Origin of the sequence: Cyanobium sp. N5-Cardenillas (assembly GCF_024345515.1) — a bacterium.
Taxonomy (GTDB): Bacteria; Cyanobacteriota; Cyanobacteriia; order PCC-6307; family Cyanobiaceae; genus Cyanobium.
On record NZ_JAGQBG010000042.1, the window covers coordinates 1 to 16656 of the forward strand.

Annotated in this window: 16 protein-coding genes and 2 pseudogenes; 8 read left to right on the forward strand and 10 right to left on the reverse strand. The window is 70.6% G+C overall.

Going from position 1 to position 16656, the window contains the following annotated elements; translation table 11 throughout:
- From KBZ04_RS05265 to KBZ04_RS05285, 5 genes and pseudogenes are all read right to left on the reverse strand, one after another.
- Positions 1 to 614 (reverse strand): PD-(D/E)XK nuclease-like domain-containing protein (locus KBZ04_RS05265; protein ID WP_254990869.1); only part of this gene is annotated, 614 nt, incomplete at its 3' end.
- A 182-nt stretch (positions 615 to 796) separates the two neighbouring features.
- Complete coding sequence (locus tag KBZ04_RS05270; RefSeq protein ID WP_254990870.1) at positions 797 to 1216, reverse strand: hypothetical protein; 420 nt, start codon at positions 1214 to 1216, stop codon at positions 797 to 799.
- 307 nt (positions 1217 to 1523) lie between these two features.
- Positions 1524 to 3200 (reverse strand): recombinase family protein, encoded by a 1677-nt coding sequence (locus KBZ04_RS05275; protein WP_254990871.1) that lies wholly within the window; start codon positions 3198 to 3200, stop codon positions 1524 to 1526.
- A gap of 40 nt (positions 3201 to 3240) precedes the next feature.
- Positions 3241 to 3693: pseudogene (locus tag KBZ04_RS05280) on the reverse strand (DEAD/DEAH box helicase); the annotation flags it as partial.
- Between the two features lie 80 nt (positions 3694 to 3773).
- A complete protein-coding gene (locus KBZ04_RS05285; RefSeq protein WP_254990872.1) occupies positions 3774 to 3983 on the reverse strand; it encodes a DUF350 domain-containing protein in 210 nt (69 codons plus the stop codon).
- 54 nt (positions 3984 to 4037) lie between these two features.
- On the opposite strand from KBZ04_RS05285, the gene KBZ04_RS05290 reads away from it, so the two are divergent.
- The 4 genes from KBZ04_RS05290 (at position 4038) to KBZ04_RS05305 (ending at position 7526) form a co-directional block, all read left to right on the forward strand.
- On the forward strand, positions 4038 to 5084 hold the full coding sequence (locus KBZ04_RS05290) for a hypothetical protein (protein WP_254990874.1): 1047 nt from the start codon (positions 4038 to 4040) through the stop codon (positions 5082 to 5084).
- The gene (locus tag KBZ04_RS05295) at positions 5062 to 5307 is read left to right on the forward strand and encodes a hypothetical protein (protein ID WP_254990875.1); all 246 of its coding nucleotides are present in this window, start codon (positions 5062 to 5064) and stop codon (positions 5305 to 5307) included. Before KBZ04_RS05290 ends, KBZ04_RS05295 begins: the two co-directional genes overlap by 23 nt.
- The gene (locus tag KBZ04_RS05300; RefSeq protein WP_254990876.1) at positions 5304 to 6851 is read left to right on the forward strand and encodes a polyamine aminopropyltransferase; all 1548 of its coding nucleotides are present in this window, start codon (positions 5304 to 5306) and stop codon (positions 6849 to 6851) included. Before KBZ04_RS05295 ends, KBZ04_RS05300 begins: the two co-directional genes overlap by 4 nt.
- Before the next feature lie 81 nt (positions 6852 to 6932).
- Positions 6933 to 7526 carry a DUF4178 domain-containing protein gene (locus KBZ04_RS05305; RefSeq protein WP_254990878.1) on the forward strand — a complete coding sequence of 198 codons (594 nt, stop codon included), beginning with the start codon at positions 6933 to 6935 and terminating at the stop codon, positions 7524 to 7526.
- Positions 7527 to 7534: 8 nt separating this feature from the next.
- Here KBZ04_RS05305 and KBZ04_RS05310 read toward each other — a convergent pair whose 3' ends face one another.
- The 3 genes from KBZ04_RS05310 to KBZ04_RS05320 form a co-directional block, all read right to left on the reverse strand.
- Complete coding sequence (locus tag KBZ04_RS05310; protein ID WP_254990879.1) at positions 7535 to 9181, reverse strand: ATP-dependent DNA ligase; 1647 nt, start codon at positions 9179 to 9181, stop codon at positions 7535 to 7537.
- Between the two features lie 4 nt (positions 9182 to 9185).
- A complete protein-coding gene (locus KBZ04_RS05315; RefSeq protein ID WP_254990880.1) occupies positions 9186 to 9848 on the reverse strand; it encodes a Coq4 family protein in 663 nt (220 codons plus the stop codon).
- A 74-nt stretch (positions 9849 to 9922) separates the two neighbouring features.
- Positions 9923 to 10993, reverse strand: a complete 1071-nt coding sequence (locus KBZ04_RS05320) for a ligase-associated DNA damage response exonuclease (protein ID WP_254990882.1) — start codon at positions 10991 to 10993, stop codon at positions 9923 to 9925.
- 118 nt (positions 10994 to 11111) lie between these two features.
- Between KBZ04_RS05320 and KBZ04_RS05325 the strand changes: the two genes are divergently transcribed.
- Positions 11112 to 12197 carry a class I fructose-bisphosphate aldolase gene (locus KBZ04_RS05325; protein WP_254990883.1) on the forward strand — a complete coding sequence of 362 codons (1086 nt, stop codon included), beginning with the start codon at positions 11112 to 11114 and terminating at the stop codon, positions 12195 to 12197.
- 33 nt (positions 12198 to 12230) lie between these two features.
- Here KBZ04_RS05325 and nadA read toward each other — a convergent pair whose 3' ends face one another.
- A complete protein-coding gene (gene nadA, locus KBZ04_RS05330; protein ID WP_254990889.1) occupies positions 12231 to 13166 on the reverse strand; it encodes a quinolinate synthase NadA in 936 nt (311 codons plus the stop codon).
- Between the two features lie 140 nt (positions 13167 to 13306).
- Here nadA and KBZ04_RS05335 point away from each other — a divergent pair, with 140 nt between their 5' ends.
- The 3 genes from KBZ04_RS05335 (at position 13307) to KBZ04_RS05345 (ending at position 16330) form a co-directional block, all read left to right on the forward strand.
- Entirely contained in the window at positions 13307 to 14182 is an 876-nt protein-coding gene (locus KBZ04_RS05335; RefSeq protein ID WP_254990885.1) for a TIGR04168 family protein, read from the forward strand.
- Positions 14176 to 15276, forward strand: coding sequence for a hypothetical protein (locus KBZ04_RS05340; protein WP_254990887.1), 1101 nt, complete (start codon positions 14176 to 14178; stop codon positions 15274 to 15276). Before KBZ04_RS05335 ends, KBZ04_RS05340 begins: the two co-directional genes overlap by 7 nt.
- 301 nt (positions 15277 to 15577) lie before the next feature.
- The gene (locus KBZ04_RS05345) at positions 15578 to 16330 is read left to right on the forward strand and encodes a glycoside hydrolase family 104 protein (protein ID WP_254990888.1); all 753 of its coding nucleotides are present in this window, start codon (positions 15578 to 15580) and stop codon (positions 16328 to 16330) included.
- Between the two features lie 28 nt (positions 16331 to 16358).
- Here KBZ04_RS05345 and KBZ04_RS05350 read toward each other — a convergent pair.
- Positions 16359 to 16656: pseudogene (locus KBZ04_RS05350) on the reverse strand (TPM domain-containing protein); the annotation flags it as partial.

Sequence of the window (16656 nt, forward strand, 5' to 3'; positions counted from 1 at the left end):
ATCAGGCCGATCTGGGTCGGCTTGCCGCGGTGACGGTCGCAGTAGCCGCTGTCGTAGTGGCTCAGCTGGAGGTCATAGGCCAGGGCGTAGGCCTGGGCGACCATGGCCCGGGGGGAGCAGCTGCGGGCTTTCTTCAGGTCCCACAGCTCGCCGCTGTCGGTCTCCAGGTCGGGGAGGTAGCGGCACCACTCGCCCATGCCTTCGTCGAACCACAGGTGCGGGTCCTGGCTGGTGACCAGGGCATCCCGCAGCCGGGGCCCGATCTCCGGGTGCGCCATGAGCACCTCGCGGATCGCTTCGGCTCGATCCCACCAGTCCTGGGTGACCATTTCCCGCTGGCCGATGGTGGGGAAGAACTCCTCCCACCACTTCTCGCGGGCCTGGGCATCCAGGTAGGCGTCGTGGATCTTCGTCCCGGGGCGGCTGTTGCGGCCGTCCTGCAGCTGCTTCGCCGTGGGCCGCTTCGGCGCGTCGGCCGGCAGCACCAGGTATCGCTTCTCAGCCTTCTCGGGCTGGGTGATGAACGTGTCGACCAGGGAGCCCTGGCGCATGGCGTCGGTGGGCGGGACCTCGACCCGCTCGGGGTCGACATAGCGAGCCCAGTAGGCGCGCATGGTTCCGCTCACCGCCGCCTTCAGACGGGTGGATGACAGCGCCGGATGGTAGTGGTACCCAATCGGATCCACAGCCTCGGGCGGCTGCCCTCTGGTTGGTTGCATCGCAATGGAACGCCAGCCGTGGTGTGTGTGGGCGGCTGACCCCCTAAAGGTAGCACCCTAGGGTCGGACCCGTGACCCTAGGCGGCAGTGGCTCGGGACCCCGTCCACTGCCTCAGGGCGTTCCAGGCCTTCGCCGCGTGTTCTTTCCGGGTGAAGGTTTCATGGCAGAGCAGCACCTGCTCCGCCGCGTTGGCCGCCTCCACATCGAGGTCGGAGCACTGGAACATGGCGAACAGGGCGGCCACCTTGCCGATGTTCTGGTTCGCCACGGCGCGGGTGAACTCGACCCGGATCCGCTCTGATTCGGCGGAGGCGTCGAACTCCGGCACCTGCAGGGCCTTCGGTGGCGAGATCGCCCCGATGAAGCAGTCGAAGAAATCGCCCGCCTCCCAGGGCGTGCCGTCGTCGTGGCAGATCGGCTTCCCGGCCGCCACTCGATCCCGCAGCTGGCGATCCGTGATGGCGCCGATCTCCCCCGAGGCCAGGGCTTTGTTCATGCACGCCAGGGCGAGGAAGGTCTCGGGAGCGGGAGCCTGGGCCTTCCCATTCTCAAACCCGGTCCAGGTCGCGCTGCTGACCTGCTGGCCCTGGAACACGTCGGGAGCAGCCTTGGCCCACAGGCCGGGGATCTTTCCGCTCCACCCGTTCCTGACCCGCCACCGGCGGAGCATCAGGCCAAACTCCCGCTTCGACTCGACCAGTCGTGTATCCGCGGCAACATCCTGTGCCATCTCGCGCTCCTAGAGGTACCACCACATGGTAGGACCACTAGGTAGGCATCAGTATCGGGTTGTAACCGAACCCTTAACCGTCCGGCAGTTCTGGATCACCGGGCTCGGTAGTCCAATGCACAGCCGCCATCTCGCCGTCGACGGTTGCGACCGCGTCGCCCAGGTCGATCGATCGGATCCCCGCCCGCCCCTGCTCCAGGTACTCCGCCTGCGCCCAGCTGACCGGCTGCCAGTCGACCTGGCCATCGCCCACGGCCAGCCCGAGCGCCGGCCGATCCGCGGCCACCGTGATCCGCACCCCCAGCCGCCTGAGGCCGCTGTTCACCGCCCGCCGCTGCTCCGGCGTGTCTTCGCCGGCGGAGAACGCCCGCAGCAGGGCCGCCACGTCGGCGTGCAGGTCCTGGGTCCCGGCCTGGCCGAGCAGGGCCTCGACCGCCGCGGCCGCCTGGGCCAGCTCGCCTCGGGCCGTGGTCGCCGCCGCGGCCGCCTGGCCGTGGACCTTGACGAACACCTCCACCGAACGGCCGTCGAGGATCGCCTCACCGAGCGCCGCCTCGGCATTCGCCAGCGCTCGATCCGCCGCGGCCACCGCCTGGGCCGCATGCTCGCGGCGACGCACCGCCGCCTCGCGCTGTTCGTCGCCGGCGCCCACCAGCTGGGCGAGCTGGGCCGGCTGCAGCCTGGTGAGCAGGTGGGCCGTCAGCAGGTCGAGCCGGTAGGTGATCGCCTGGCACCGGCCGACCTGGTCGCGCCGCCGCTCGCACTGCAGGTAGCGCTGGCGCCGGCCGGTGCCTGAGGTCATGACCCGGGTCCGCGACCCGCAGCTGCAGGCCGTCAGTCCCTGGCCGACCCAGCGCATCAGGTCGCGACGACCTCGGCTGCCCATGTTCTGCCTCCGGTCCTGGATCGCCGCCTGGACGTGGTCCCATTGCTCGCGGCTGATCAGCGGCGGGAAATAGCCGTCGCGATGGATCTGCCCGCGCAGCAGCTGGACGGTGCCGTAGGCGGCCGGATTCTGCAGGTGCCGCACCAGGGCCCCGGAGGACCAGGGCCGGGACGGATCGCCACGGCGCGCCGGCGGCGGCACCCCTTCGGCGTTCAGCTCGCGAGCGATCGACACCGCCCCGACCTCTAGGGCCCTGGCGAAGATCCGGCGGGCCAGGGGCGCTCGATCGTTCAGCACCCACTGGCCGCCCTGGACCCCGATCCAGAACGGGGCGATGGCGTCGGGCCTGACCACCTCACCGCGCTGGATCCGTTCGCGCACCTGATCCCAGTAGCCGGTCAGCCGGCGGCTGAGCCGAGTCGAATACCGGTGGGCCGCCCGAATGTCGTCCAGCAGATCGGCCAGCAGCCGGTCGTCCCGGTTGAACTCCTCCTCGCTGTAGACCACCCCCTCGCGCAGGTTGACGATCCGCACCCCCGCGGGGAAGACCTGGCTGAGCAGCGGGCCGAGGGCCACGTGGCCCGCCTGCCTGGTGAACCGGTCGACCTCCTCCACCAGCAGCGCCGGCTCGGGCCCCAGCTCGCCGGCGACGGCCTGCTCCAGCCAGCTGCGCAGCGGCGCACCCTCGGCGAGGTGGCGGCCCTTCCAGGCGCTCCCGGCGAAGCTGAAGTGCTCGACCAGTTCATAGCCGTTCCGCTGGCACCATCGAGCCGCGGGGCCCTGATCGGCCTGCCGCTGGAGGCCGCCACCGGTCTCAGCCTGGTGGGCGGTGGACACCCTGGCGAAGCTCCAGGCCTTCGGCATCGGGACAGCTGCGGCTCGGTGCGCAGAGTAGTACGGTGTGCTCCGTCTGGGAGCCGCGCTTGCTGCCCATCAGCTCGTGCCATTCATCGATCACCACAGCCTCCAGGTCGGCGAACAGAGCCTCCGCCCGGGGCCCGGCCAGCAGCAGGGAGAGGGACTCGGGGGTGGTGATCAGGATCTGGGGCGGGGCCTTGAGCTGCTTGCCGCGTTCGTGGCCGCTGGTGTCACCGTTGCGCAGTCCCACCCGCAGCGGCCAGCCCATGGTGTCGATCGGTTCCCGGATCGCCAGCAGCAGATCCCGGCTCAGGGCCCGCAGGGGTGTCAGCACCACGAGACGCAGACCGCCATCCGGTCCGCTGCCCCCCTTCTCGGCCAGCATCGCCGCGATCGGCCCCATCACGGCGGCGTAGGTCTTCCCCGAGCCGGTGGGTACCTGGATCAGGCCGCTGGCCCCCTCCAGGAAGGCCCGCCAGCACTGCCGCTGGAAGGGCATCGGCCGCCAGCCACGGCGGGTGAACCAGTCCTCGATGGGCCGCAGGGCTGCCGCGTAGGGACGGGACAAGGGTTGGTGGATCAGGTGGAGAGCACGGCCACCACCACGGCGGCGATGGCCAGGATCACCGCCCCCAGCACGACCCCGGCGGCGACATTGCCTTTGCGAATCTCGGCGCGATAGTCGATCGGCGAGAGGCGATCGAAGAGCAGCAGCCCGACGTAGATGAGGATGATGCCCAGAAAGGTCCAGCCGACCATCAGCAGCATCTGGAGCAGTGGTTTGACCATCCCCTCGTTGCAACGCCGCCACCACCGTAGGGATGGACAGGAGGCCAGCTCCTGATGGCGCCGGCATCCCTGGGCGGGCGTCGCGATCCTGACCTGTTGCTCTGGCCCCTGGCGAGCCTGGCGCTGCCATTGCTCCCCCTGCTGGTGCTGCTGCTGTCGGCCCTGGAGGGGCCACGCCGGCTGGTGATGGTGGTGCCGGAGGGTCAGCGGGTGCTGAGCGCCCCCTTTGCGCTGCAGGACGGCTGGTTGGGCAGCCCCCGGCTGGCGCTGACGGCCGAGATCCCGCCCAACAGCTCGGTCGCGCTGGACGTGGCCCTCCTCGACGCCAGCGGCGGCACCGTGCTGGACCTCACCAAGGATGGCTGGCGCGCCAGTGGCGTCTGGGCGGAGGGGGGGGAGAGCGGCACCTGGCAGGAAGACGACGCCGGTCTGGCGCTGGCGCTGCGCCCCGGCCGCAGCGGCCGCTTCCAGTTGGCGGTGGAGGTGCAGGACCTGCTCGATCAAGCGGGCCAGCCGCTGCCCAGTCCGGTGCTGGTGCGCGGCAGCGTCCGCAACCACAGCGTTGACGCCCCGCTGCTGTTGTTCACCGCCGTGCTGTCGCTGGCGGTGGTTCAGGTGCTGCTGCTGGCCTGCTACGGCGTCAGCCGGGGCCGCTGGGTCCAGCGCAGCCAGGAGGCAAGCGCCGCGATCCGCTGCGGGGCTGGTGGCCCGGGGCTGGTGCGGCTGGGCGTGGTGGCGCGCTGGGAGCTGCCCCATGACGATCCGCCGCTGGGCCCCCCCCCGGGCCCGGCGGCCCTGGAGCTGCGCGTCAGCGATGCCCAGGGGCGCCCCCTCCTGCAGCATCGGGAGATGGTGGCGGTGGCCCACCGCTCGAATGATGGTGACCACTGGTTGTCCGTGCGCCACAGCCTGCATCTGCGACCTCCGGAGCGAGGCAGCTACCGCTTTCGGGTGGCGCTGCCGGAGGCGTTCCGCCTTGATGGCGACGCCTGGGAGATCGAATGGCTGGAGCTCACCGTGGAGGACGGTCGGATGACCGCCTGGCCGGTGTCCGTTCTGCCCCTGGCTGGGGTGGTGGATGGCCGCGGAGATGGCCGATGAACGGGGGCTGCTGATGCTGCTGGCCGTGGCGGCGGTCGCCATCGGCACCGTCACGGCCGTGACCCGCCCCGGCCTCTGGCGCCTCGGCCAGGACGGCACCCCCGCCGCCGGCAGCGGGGTGCGCTACGGGGGCAGCTACCGGGCCGGAAGGTGGGTGCCGGCCACGTCCCGCCGCCAGGACTGGTCAGGCTTCCAGGGGCGTGGACCCGGCGCCGCCAAGTGACGCCTCACCATCTGCCGCCCCTCACACCTGTTCAGGTGCGGGTGTTGCTGGCGGCGGCGGCCCTCTCCTCCAGCGTCAGCCTGGTGCTGGAACTGATGCTGGCCACCCAGGCCAGCTACCTGCTCGGCGACCATGCCCTGGCCACCGGCGTGGTGATCGGCATGTTCCTGGCCGCCATGGGCCTGGGCGCCTGGCTGAGCCAGTTCCTGGCCGTTGGCCCCGATCCCGGTTTCGCCCTGCTGCAGTGGTTTCTGGCGGTGGAACTGGCCCTGGCTCCCCTCTGCCTGCTGGCGCCCCTGGCCCTGTTCGCCCTCTTCCGGGCGGGTGGGCCGGTGTGGCTGGGCCTGGTGATCGGCACCGTGCTGGTGGGGGTGCTCGGTGGCATGGAGGTGCCGCTGCTGACCAGGCTGCTGGAGTGCGGTCAGCAGCTGCGGGTGGCCCTGGCCAGGGTGCTGGCCCTCGATTACCTGGGGGCCCTGGTGGGGGCCCTGATCTTCCCCCTGGTGCTGCTGCCCTGGCTGGGCCTGCTGCCCACCGCCGGCTTGCTGGCCATGGTGCCGTTGGCCAGTTGTGTGGCCATCGCCGCCGCCTTTCCGGTGGGACGTCGCTGGCGCGGCTCGATCGCCGTGGCCTTCCCTGTGATCGCCCTGGCCGGCTGGGGACTTGTTCCCCTCGGCGACCGGATCGAGGACGGCCTTTACGAGGATCCGGTGGTGAGCCGCCTGCAGAGCCGCCACCAGCGCATCGTTCTCACACGCCGCCGTGATGATCTGCGCCTGTTCCTGGATGGCCAGCTGCAGTTCTCGAGCCTCGATGAATACCGCTACCACGAGGCCCTGGTGCATCCGGCGATGGCGCTGCAGGGCCGGCCGCAGCGGGTGCTGCTGCTGGGGGCCGGCGATGGCCTGGCGCTGCGTGAGGTGCTGCGCTGGCCCGCGGTGCGGCAGGTGGATGTGCTGGAGCTCGACCCTGAGATGGTGCGCCTGGCGAAGCAGCAGCCGTTCCTGCGGCGCCTCAACGGCGCCAGCCTGGAGGACCGGCGGGTGCGGCTCGTGATCGGCGACGCCTTCGAGCGGGTGCGGCAGCTGCGGGGCCGTTACGACGTGATCATCGCCGACTTCCCCGACCCGGCCACGCCGCCGCTGGCCCGCCTGTATAGCGTCACCTTCTATGGGCGCCTGCTGCGGCGTCTCGCCCCCGACGGGATGCTGGTCACCCAGGCCTCGACGCCCTTCTTCAGCCCCAGGGTGCTGGCCTCGATCCAGGCCACCCTGATGGAGTTGAACCTGACCACGCGGCCCTACGGCGTGGACGTGCCCAGCTTCGGCCCGTGGGGATTCGTGCTGGCCCACCGGGGCGGGAAGCAACCGGCAAAGGCTGTGCTGCCCTTCCAGGGCCGGTGGATCGACCAGGGGCAGCTTGACCGGCTCTTTCCCCTGAGCCGGGATCTTGCCCTGCCGCCGGGGGAGCGGGTGTTGCCCAACCGCCTGCACCGGCCGGTGCTGGCCGACTATCAGCGCCAGGGCCGCTGGCGGGAGAACTGATCGACGCCGTTGCTGGAGTCGGGTCACCAGCCTCCATAAGCTGAGCCAGCCGGCCGTGATGGTCCGGCACCCTGCGCACCGATGGCTGTCTGGCTCCTCCTGCCCCTGCTGCTGCTGGCCGCTGTTGCCGTGCTGCTGCTGCGGCGCTCACGGCTGCGGCGCCAGGCACCCAAGCTGCCCGGCCGCACCCTGTTCAATCTGACCACCGGCGACATCGTCCAGTACGACGGCCGTGACTGGGTGGTGGAGGACCGGCTCCTCTACGACGACGCCGGCTTCCAGTGGCTGGAGTACCTGCTGCGCGACGGCGGCGATGGCCGCTGGCTCAGCGTCTGCGAGGACGACTGGCTGGAGGTGAGCTGGCTGGAGGACGCCCCGGCCTCGGAGCTGGAGGGTCTGACCGCCGACTTCCCAGATCACCTGCGCTGTCGCGGCCAGCTGTATCACCTGAAGGAAACGGGCCGGGCCTCGGTGAGCGCCGCAGCCCGCGTGATGAACCGGCGCATGCAGGGCTGCCGCTTCGGTGATTACGAAGGGGAGGACGGCCGCGTGCTGTCCCTGGAGCGCTGGCAGCAGGGAGACGATCCCGGTCCCCCGGAGCTCAGCCTGGGCCGGCGCATCGACCCGGCCGCCCCCGTTTTGCTGCCGGGTGATGGCCGCACGGTGTATCGCTGAGAAGCCGATCACTGAGCAGCTGGATCCTCCAGCAGGGCCAGGGCGCTGGTCAGGCTGTCGGCGGATTCGGCGCTGCGATCACGCCGCCAGCGCAGGATGCGGGGGAAGCGCACGGCCAGGCCGCTGCGGTGCCGGCTGGAGCGCTGCAGGCCCTCGAAGCCCAGGGTGAAGACCTGTAAGGGCTCGACGGCCCGCACCGGACCGAAGCGTTCCGTGGTGTGGCGGCGGATCCAGCGGTCCAGCTCGTTGATCTCGCCATCGTCGAGCCCCGAATAGGCCTTGGCGAAGGTCACCAGGCGGCCCTCGCCATCCCAGAGGCCGAAGGTGTAATCGGTGTAGAGGTTGGCGCGGCGGCCGCTGCCGGCCTGGGCATAGAGCAGCACCGCATCGAGTTCCATCGGCTCCAGCTTGTGCTTCCACCACAGCCCGCGGCGCCGGCCGACGCCGTAGGCCGAATCGAGCGCCTTCAGCATCAGCCCCTCGGCGCCCACCGAGCGGGCCTGCTGCCGCAGGGCGTCCAGCTCCTGCCAGCCCCCCAGCGGCAGCACCGGGGAGAGGCGCAGGAGCCCGGCGGCGGGGGTGGAGGCCGCCGGCGGCAGCCCCTGCACCAGAGCCTCCAGGGCGGCGCGACGCCGGCCCAGGGGCTCCGGGCGCAGGTCCTGTCCCCCCCTCTCCAGCAGGTCGTAGGCGACGAAGGCCGCCGGCCACTCCCGCAGCAGGGCGGCGCCGGGTTTCTGCCTTCCCAGCCGCCGCTGCAGGGGACCGAAGCCGGCGGGCTGTGGCGCCTGCGCCGGCCAGACGGTCAGCTCCCCATCCAGCACCGTCCCCGGCGGCAACCGCTCGGCCATCCCCTCCAGCTCGGGGAAGCTGGCATTGATCAAGTCCTCGCCTCGGCTCCACAGAAAGGTCTGGCCGCTGCGCCGGATCAGCTGGGCCCGGATCCCGTCCCACTTCCACTCCACCTGCCAGCCGGCGGGGTCGGTGGCGGCCAGGCGCTCGGCCTCCAACGGTGAGGCCAGGCAGAAGGGATAGGGCCGGCTGATCGGGGCGGCCGCGCCGGCCTCCAGGGGCGCCAGGAGGGCTTCCATAGCCGCGGCGGAGGGCTCGAACCCGCCCATCAGCCGGTGGGCCAGCTCCGCCTCCTCCAGCCCTGACACCTGGGCCAGGGCCCGGGTGACCAGGCCAGCGGCCACTCCCACCCGAAAGCCGCCGGTGAGCAGCTTGTTGAACAGGAAGCACTGGCCGTCCGGCAGGGCCGCCCAGATCGCCAGCACCGCTTCCGCCTGTGCCTCTCCCTCCAAAGCGGCCAGGGCCGGCAGCCGCGTTTCCATCCAGGTGGCCAGGGGAAGCTCCAGGGGCGGGGCCGGCGGCAGGCCCAGCTGGGGGAGCAACAGGGCGATGGTCTCGGCCGAGTCCCCCACCTGGGCATGGCACGACTCAAACAACCACTCGGGCAGCCCGGAACGCTCCAGGCAGATCTGCCGCAATCTTCGGCCGGTGATCAGCCGCCGCTTCCGCTTGCCCAGCAGCAGGGCCAGGGCCCAGGCGCCGTCGGCTAGATCGGCCGCCCGGAAGAAGGCCCCCAGGGCGGCCACCCGGGCCCGGGTGCCGCCGCTGTGCTCCAGGGTCTCGAAGAGCTCGGCGAACAGCTGCATCGGCTCAGACCCGGGGCGATTCCGGCAGCCCCAGCTCCCGTCGCCAGTCGGCAAGGGGTCGCTCCCAGCCCTCCTCCAGCTTGAAGGTGATCAGGCAGCGGGCCGCCAGGCCCAGCTCGAAGCCGCGGGCCAGGGAGCGCAACAGGGGTTCGAGGGGCTCGTCGTCCTGGAGGGTGCCGAGCAGGCCGCCGAAGATCAGCAGCACCGCCAGGGGGGAGCGCACCTGGGCCAGGTTGAAGGCCTGCAGCCCCAGTTCCCCCGGGCCATCGATGCCGAAGCCGGTGAGCACGTGCACGATGTCGTGGGTTTCCCGCAGCCGGTGGGTGATGTACTCCGCCGGGGTGGTGATCGGCCGGGGATCGATCAGGCTCTCGGGCGTCAGATTCAGCCGCTTCAGTTGTTCGGCATAGGTGCGGCCCAGGCTGCCCTCGGGCAGGGCCGCCAGAGCGGCCATGTCGATCGGGGCGGGCCTCCAGCCCTCCGCCACCAGGGCGGCCATGGCTGGTTTCTCCAGCAGGTGACGCTGCATCTGGGTGGCCAGGGGGCTGCCCTGGAGGCTGCGCGCGACACCGAAGACGCTGTCCAGTTCCGAGGGGTTTTTCAGGAAGGCGGCGAGGCTGGCCACCATCCGCAGCGACTGCAGGCGTCGGCTGAGGTTGAAGAGCATGGTGGTCGCCGCCGTTGGTGAGGCCTCCCACTCTCGGACGGTCGCCGCCGCCCCGGTGGGGGCCGTGGCCACAGTCAGGGGGACGGACCTACGGGAACCCCCTCTGGCGCCATGGCCGCCGCCTCCACCTCCCCCTGTTCGTTGCGCTGCCCCTCGAAGGCTCGCCCCAGGGGTTCCGCCGCCAGGCCCTGCTCCTCGCGCAGGAACCGGGCCAGGCCCTCACTGTTGCCGTGGGTCACGTACACCTGGCGGGCGCCGGAGTCCGCAACGGTGCGCAGCAGGCCGTCCCAGTCGGCGTGGTCGCTGAGGGCGAAGCCGCGCTCGAACCCCCGCCTTCGCCTGGCGCCCCGCACGGCCATCCAGCCGCTGACAAAGGCGGTCTGGGGACTGACGAACCGCTTCATCCAGGGGGAGCGGTGGGCCGAGGGCGGTGCGATCACCAGGCGCCCCGCGAGCGATTCGCGGCGGTGGAGTTCGCCCAGTGTCCGCGTCGGCGGCAGCACCACCCCTGCGCTTCGGTAGGGCGCCATCAGGGCCTGCACCGCCCCGTGCAGCAGCACCTCCTCCTCCACCCCCAGCGCGGCCAGTTCCGCCAGCAGCCGCTGGGCCTTGCCGAAGGCATAGGCGAACAGCAGCGAGGGTCGCTGGGGGGCCTCCCGCCACCAGGCCAGGATCTCGGCGGCCACCTGCCGGCCGGGTCGCCAGCGGTAGATCGGCAGCCCGAAGGTGGCCTCCGTGATCAGCACGTCGGCCGTCACAGGCTCGAACGGGGCGCAGCTGGGGTCGGCATCCCGCTTGTAGTCGCCACTGATCAGCCAGGTTTCGCCGCCGGCGCTGATCCGGATCTGGGCCGAGCCCAGCACGTGTCCGGCCGAATGGAACGACACCCGCGCCCCGCCGAGGCGCCGCTCCTCCCCGTAACCCATTCCCGTCAGGCTGATGCCTGCCCCCAGTCGCTGTCGCAGGACGCCTTCGCCCGCTGCCACCGCCCAGTACGCGCCGCATCCCGGCCGGGCGTGGTCGGCGTGGCCATGGGTGATCAGGGCCCGGCTCACCGGCCGCCAGGGATCGATCCAGGCGTCCGCGGCCGGACAGTACAGCCCCTCGGTGGTGAGCTGGATCAGGCCGTCGCCCGGCAGGACCATGGTGTGCGCAGGCCCAGACGGCGCCGATGGCGGAGGTTGCCGGCATCCTGGCGAACCTGCCCCGTTGACGGCGAGGGCGCTGCCCTCTAGCCATGGGAGACACCTTTCCCGCCGCGCCATGGCCCTTGACACCCATCGCGAGGAACTGGAGGCCACCGCGGTGGCCCTGGCAAGGCCGGGCACCGGTCTGCTGGCGGCGGATGAGTCCACCGGCACCATCGGCAAGCGCTTCGAGGCGATCGGCCTCGAGAACAGCGAGGACAACCGCCGCGCCTACCGCACCCTGCTGGCCACTGCCCCCGGCCTCGGCGAAACAATCAGCGGCGTGATCCTCTACGAGGAGACCCTGTTTCAGCAAGCCGCCGCCGTGCCGGGCCAGCCGGCCGGATCGATCCTTGAGCTGTTCCAGGCCCAGGGGGTGGTGGCGGGGATCAAGCTGGATCTGGGCGTGGAACCCCTGGCGGGCGGCCTGCCCGGCGAGACCTGGTGCACCGGACTGCGAGGGCTGCGGGAGCGGGCGGCCCGCGCCTACGCCCGTGGCGCCCGCTTCGCCAAATGGCGGGCAGTGCTGCGCATCAGTGCCGATGGCTGCCCTTCGGAGCTGTGCGTGCGCGAGAACGCCTGGGGGCTGGCCCGCTACGCCCGCACCGCCCAGGACGAGGGCCTGGTGCCCATCGTGGAGCCGGAGATCCTGATGGATGGCGACCACGACATCCTCACCACGGCCGCGGTGCAGGAGTGGGTGCTGCGCAGCGTCTACGAGGCCCTGGGACAGAACGGGGTGTTTCTGGAGGGCACCCTGCTCAAGCCCTCGATGACCCTTCCCGGTGCCGACGGCGCCGAGCGTCCCAGCCCCGAACAGGTGGCTGCCTTCACCGTGCGCACCCTGCGGCGCAGCGTTCCCCCCGCCGTACCGGCGATCCTGTTCCTCTCAGGCGGCCTGGGCGAGGAGGAGGCCAGCGTGTTCCTTTCGGCGATCCACCACGCCGCCCCCGAGGCCCCCTGGCACCTGGGCTTTTCCTATGGCCGGGCTCTGCAGCACTCCTGCCTCAGCCACTGGCGAGGAACCGATGCCGCGGCCGGCCAGGCGGCCCTGCTGGCCCGTGCCCGTGCCAACGGTGCGGCGGCCCGCGGGGCCTACGTGGCCGGCTCCGAGCCCTCGGACGATGCCGCCTCCCTGTTCGTGGCCAATTACAGCTATTGAACCAGGGGAGCCCCAGTCGCCGGCGCTCCTGCCTCAGGCACTCATCGCCAGCATGCGCTCGATCGGCACCAGAGCCTGGCGTCGGATCTCCTCGTCGAGTTCGAGGGCCGGCGCCATGGTGTGCAGGCACTGCCACAGTTTCTCGAGCGTGTTCAGCCGCATGTAGGGGCAGGCGTTGCAGCTGCAGCCATCGGCACCCGGGACCTCATAGAGGGTCTTGCCGGGGGAGCGGCGTCGCATCTGATGCAGGATGCCCGGCTCGGTGAGCACGATGAAGGAGGGGGCCGCACTGGTCTCGGTGCGCTGCAGGAGCTTGCTGGTGGAGCCGATGAAGTCGGCCAGATCCAGCAGATGCTGCTGACACTCCGGATGGGCGATCACCTCGGCTTCGGGGTGTTCCAGGCGGAGCTGCAGCAGGGCCTGCTCACTGAAGGTTTCATGGACGATGCAGCTCCCCGGCCAGAGGGTCAGCTCCCGCCCGCTTTCGCGGGCGACCCAGCGGCCCAGGTTCTGGTCGGGGGCGAACAGGATCGGTCGGTCGGCCGGCAGCTGCTGCACCAGGTGCACGGCGTTGCTGCTGGTGCAGATCAGGTCGCTCTTGGCCTTCACCGCCGCGGAACAGTTGATGTAGCTCACCACGATGTGGTCCGGGTGCCGGCGGCGGAAGTCGGCGAAGGCGTCGGCCGGGCAGGCATCGGCCAGGCTGCATCCCGCCTCCAGGTCGGGCAACAGCACGGTCTTGCCAGGGTTGAGGATCTTGGCGGTCTCGGCCATGAAGTGAACGCCGCAGAAGACGATTACCTCGGCCTCGGTGCTGGCCGCCTTGCGGGAGAGTTCGAGGGAATCACCGATGAAATCGGCGCAATCCTGGATGCTGGTGTCCTGGTAGTAATGGGCCAGAACGATGGCGTTCCGCTCCTTTTTCAGCACCTCGATGGCGGCGGCCAGCCCATGGCGGGGTGGGAACACCTCGGGATCCGCGGCGGACGGTTCTGCAGCGTCGCCGGGTGGCCGGCCATTGTGGAGCGGCGCCTGGGTCAGCGTCTGCGTGAAGACCAACCGTTGCCCCTGCCCATGCACGATGATCCCACTCTAGGAAGCGGTTGGTATTGGCTGAGCTGAACATCGCCATCGCCGGGGATCTGCACGAGCAGTGGGATCGCAGTGACCACGACGTCCTGGATCGGATCCGTCCGGACGCCCTGCTGCTGGTGGGTGATTTCAGCGACGGGAAGAGCCGCATCCCCGAACTGCTCGCCAGCCTGGAGCTGCCCGTGGCCTGCGTGCTCGGCAACCACGATGCGGGCAAGGACGGCAGTGGCCGCACCCTGCGCCATCAGCTCGAGCTGCTGGGTGACCGGCACTGCGGCTGGGGCCTCAGGGAACTGCGTCCCCCTGGGCTGGCCGTGGTGGGGGCCCGTCCCGGGACCGCCGGCGGCGGCTACCACCTTTCCAAGGCCGTCAGGGCCGTCTATGGGCCGGTGGGCCTGCAGGAGTCCGCTGAACGCATCAGCCGGGCGGCCCTGGCGGCCGATCCCCAGCTGCCCCTGGTGCTGCTGGCCCATTCCGGTCCCAGTGGCCTGGGCGCCCAGATGGACGACCTCTGCGGCCGGGACTGGAAGGCTCCCGCCTGCGACTGGGGCGATCAGGATCTGGCCCTGGCAGTGGATCAGATCCGCCGGCGCCGCCCCCTGCCCCTGGTCATCTTCGGCCACATGCATCACGCCCTGTGCCACCACCAGGGCGAGCGGCTCAGCTTCCGCCGCGACGCCCACGGCACCGCGTTCCTCAACACCGCCTCCGTCCCCCGTCACGGGGTGGACCAGCAGGGGCGGGCCCTGCGCCACTTCAGCTGGGTCGTTTTCGTCGACGGCGATCTGCGCCACATCAGCCACCGCTGGTACGGCATCGATGGCGCGCTCCACTACGAGCAGACGCTCTGGACGGCGGCCCTGCCGGCGGCGGGCGTCCTCAGCCCTTGCTGATTTACGCCTGCATCAGCAGCCATGGCTTCGGCCACGGCTCCCGCACGGCTTCGGTGCTCTGCGAACTGGCGGCCCTCAGGCCCGACTGGCGTCTGGTGCTCTCCACCGGACTGCCTGAAGCCTTCCTGATGCTCTCCCTTGGCGCGGTGCCCTTCGAGCGCCGCCCCTGCCGCTGGGACGTGGGGGTGATCCAGGCGGATGCCCTGGGGGCCGATCCCGTCGCCACCCTGGCGGCGCTCCAGGCACTGGAGGCCGACCTGCCCGAGCTGGTCGAACGCGAGGCCCGCTGGCTGGAAGACCAGCGCCAGCCAGTCCTGGTGCTGGGGGATGTGCCCCCGGCGGCGGCCCTGCTGGCCCGCCGGCTGCGGGTGCCGCTGGTGTGGCTGGCCAGCTTCGGCTGGGACACGATCCACGCCCCCATGGGCCCCCGCTTCGAGCCCTTCGTTGAACGCCACCGGCAGCTCTATGCCCAGGGGGATCTGCTGCTCCATTGCCCTCTGTCCCTGCCGATGGACTGGGGTCTGCCGGAGGTGCGGCTGGGCCTGACGAGCTCCAGGCCCCGGCTTGTTCTGGAGTGGCTGGCCCGGGAGCTGGCCCTGCCGCCGGCTCGGGATCGGGTGGTGCTGGTGAGCTTCGGGGGCCTCGGCATGGCGATCGACCCGGCCCTGCTGGCCCGCTGGCCCGAGCATGTGTTCATCGGTCCGGAGCCGCTCCTGGCCACGGTGCCCAATGGCCGTTGTCTACCCGCGGGCGTGCGCCCCCTCGACCTGATGCCCCTGGCGGGACGGCTGATCACCAAGCCTGGCTACAGCAGCTTCTGTGAGGCCTTCAGCCAGGGGGTGGGCATCCACCTGGTGCACCGCACGGGATTCGCGGAAGCGCCGGTGCTGGAGGAGGACCTGCGCAACCACGGCTGGCACCGGCTGCTGAGCCAGGAGGCCTTCCGCCGGGGCGACTGGCAGCTGGATCGGCCCCTGGAGCCCCCCAGGCTCGGCCCCCTGCCGCTGGATGGGGCGACGACCGCCGCTCAGGCGATCGTTTCCCTGCTGGATGGACGATCAGCACTGCCTATGGGCTCTGGCTTCAGGATTTGATCATCTGTTCATCGAGGCCCAAAAACTTCAGTGCCTGGCTGTAACTCGAATGCAAAACGTCATTCTTGATACCAGTAGACAGTTGTTCGACCGTCACTAACGCCGAATCGTTTGGAGGCATTCATCGGCAAATTACCGCGAAGTCTCGATGCTGGATTTTTCTTCTCCTTGCCACGGGATCACTGGTTCTTCCTGATGTCATTCTCCTGAAGACCCGGTCACGCCAAGCACATCACGTCGGATTTATTCCGTTATCCACTTAACGGATACTTCCCCCACTTGTCCTTCACGACCGTTTCTCTTGCCGAACCTTCAGCGCCGTCACCTGGTCCTCGCCGTCGCCGGCCTCAGCCTGGGCCTCGCAGGGCCCGCCGCTGCCGCCGACACCTCCAGGGCCTGGCAGCTGGGTCCCGAGGCCCGTGTGGCCCCCGCCAGGGTGGCGATGTTGACCCCCCTGCCGGCCGCTCCCAGGGTCTTCGCCATCACGCCGGAGCGCCGGGCGCTGCTCAACACCATCCGCTACGCCGAAGGCACCTGGGCCAACGGCCATGAGGTCGGTTACCGCATCCTGTTCGGCGGCAGCCTCTTCGAGTCCCTGGATCGCCATCCCAACCGGGTGATGCGCACCGCCCGCTACGCCAGTGCGGCCGCGGGTGCCTACCAGTTCATGCCCTTCACCTGGGACATGGTGACCCGGGCCCTGGGCATGCCCGATTTCGGCCCCGACTCCCAGGACCAGGCCGCCCTGTTCCTGGTGCAGCGCCGGGGCGCCCTGCACCTGGCCGACCGCGGTGAGCTGACCCCCGACCTAGCGGCCCGTCTGGCCCCTGAATGGGCCTCCTTCCCCACCCTGGCCGGTCGCAGCTTCTACGGACAACCCGTCAAGCGTCTCAATGATCTGCGCCAGTTCTACGCGCAGAACCTGGCCCAGCTCCGCAACGAAGCAGCCGCCGTCTGGGAAGACGTGGCGATTCGCCAGTTGCCTCCGGCCTGCAGCGATGACAGCCTCTCCTGCCAGCTGGAGAAGGTGAGCGAACAGACCAAGGCCCGCTAAGCCGAATCGACGCTCCTCGCCTCAGGTATCAGTTCTCGCCCTTGCCCTGTAGGCGCACGCCTCCCAGGGTCTTCTGGGCAATCAGGTACGCCAGCACCGACGCCCCCAGGAACCCCAGCACGTTGCGCAGCAACGGCAGCACGTCATTGGTGCGGGTGATGATCGGGCCCATGCCCAGGGCCACGAACAGGATCACCCAGAGGGGCGACAGCAGCAGCACCCAGGTCCATTCCACCCGGCGGCCCTCCTGGCGGGGAAAGGCGGCGAATCCGACCACCAGACCGCCCAGGATTGAGGTGCAGAGCGTGAGAATCCACTGCTCCTGG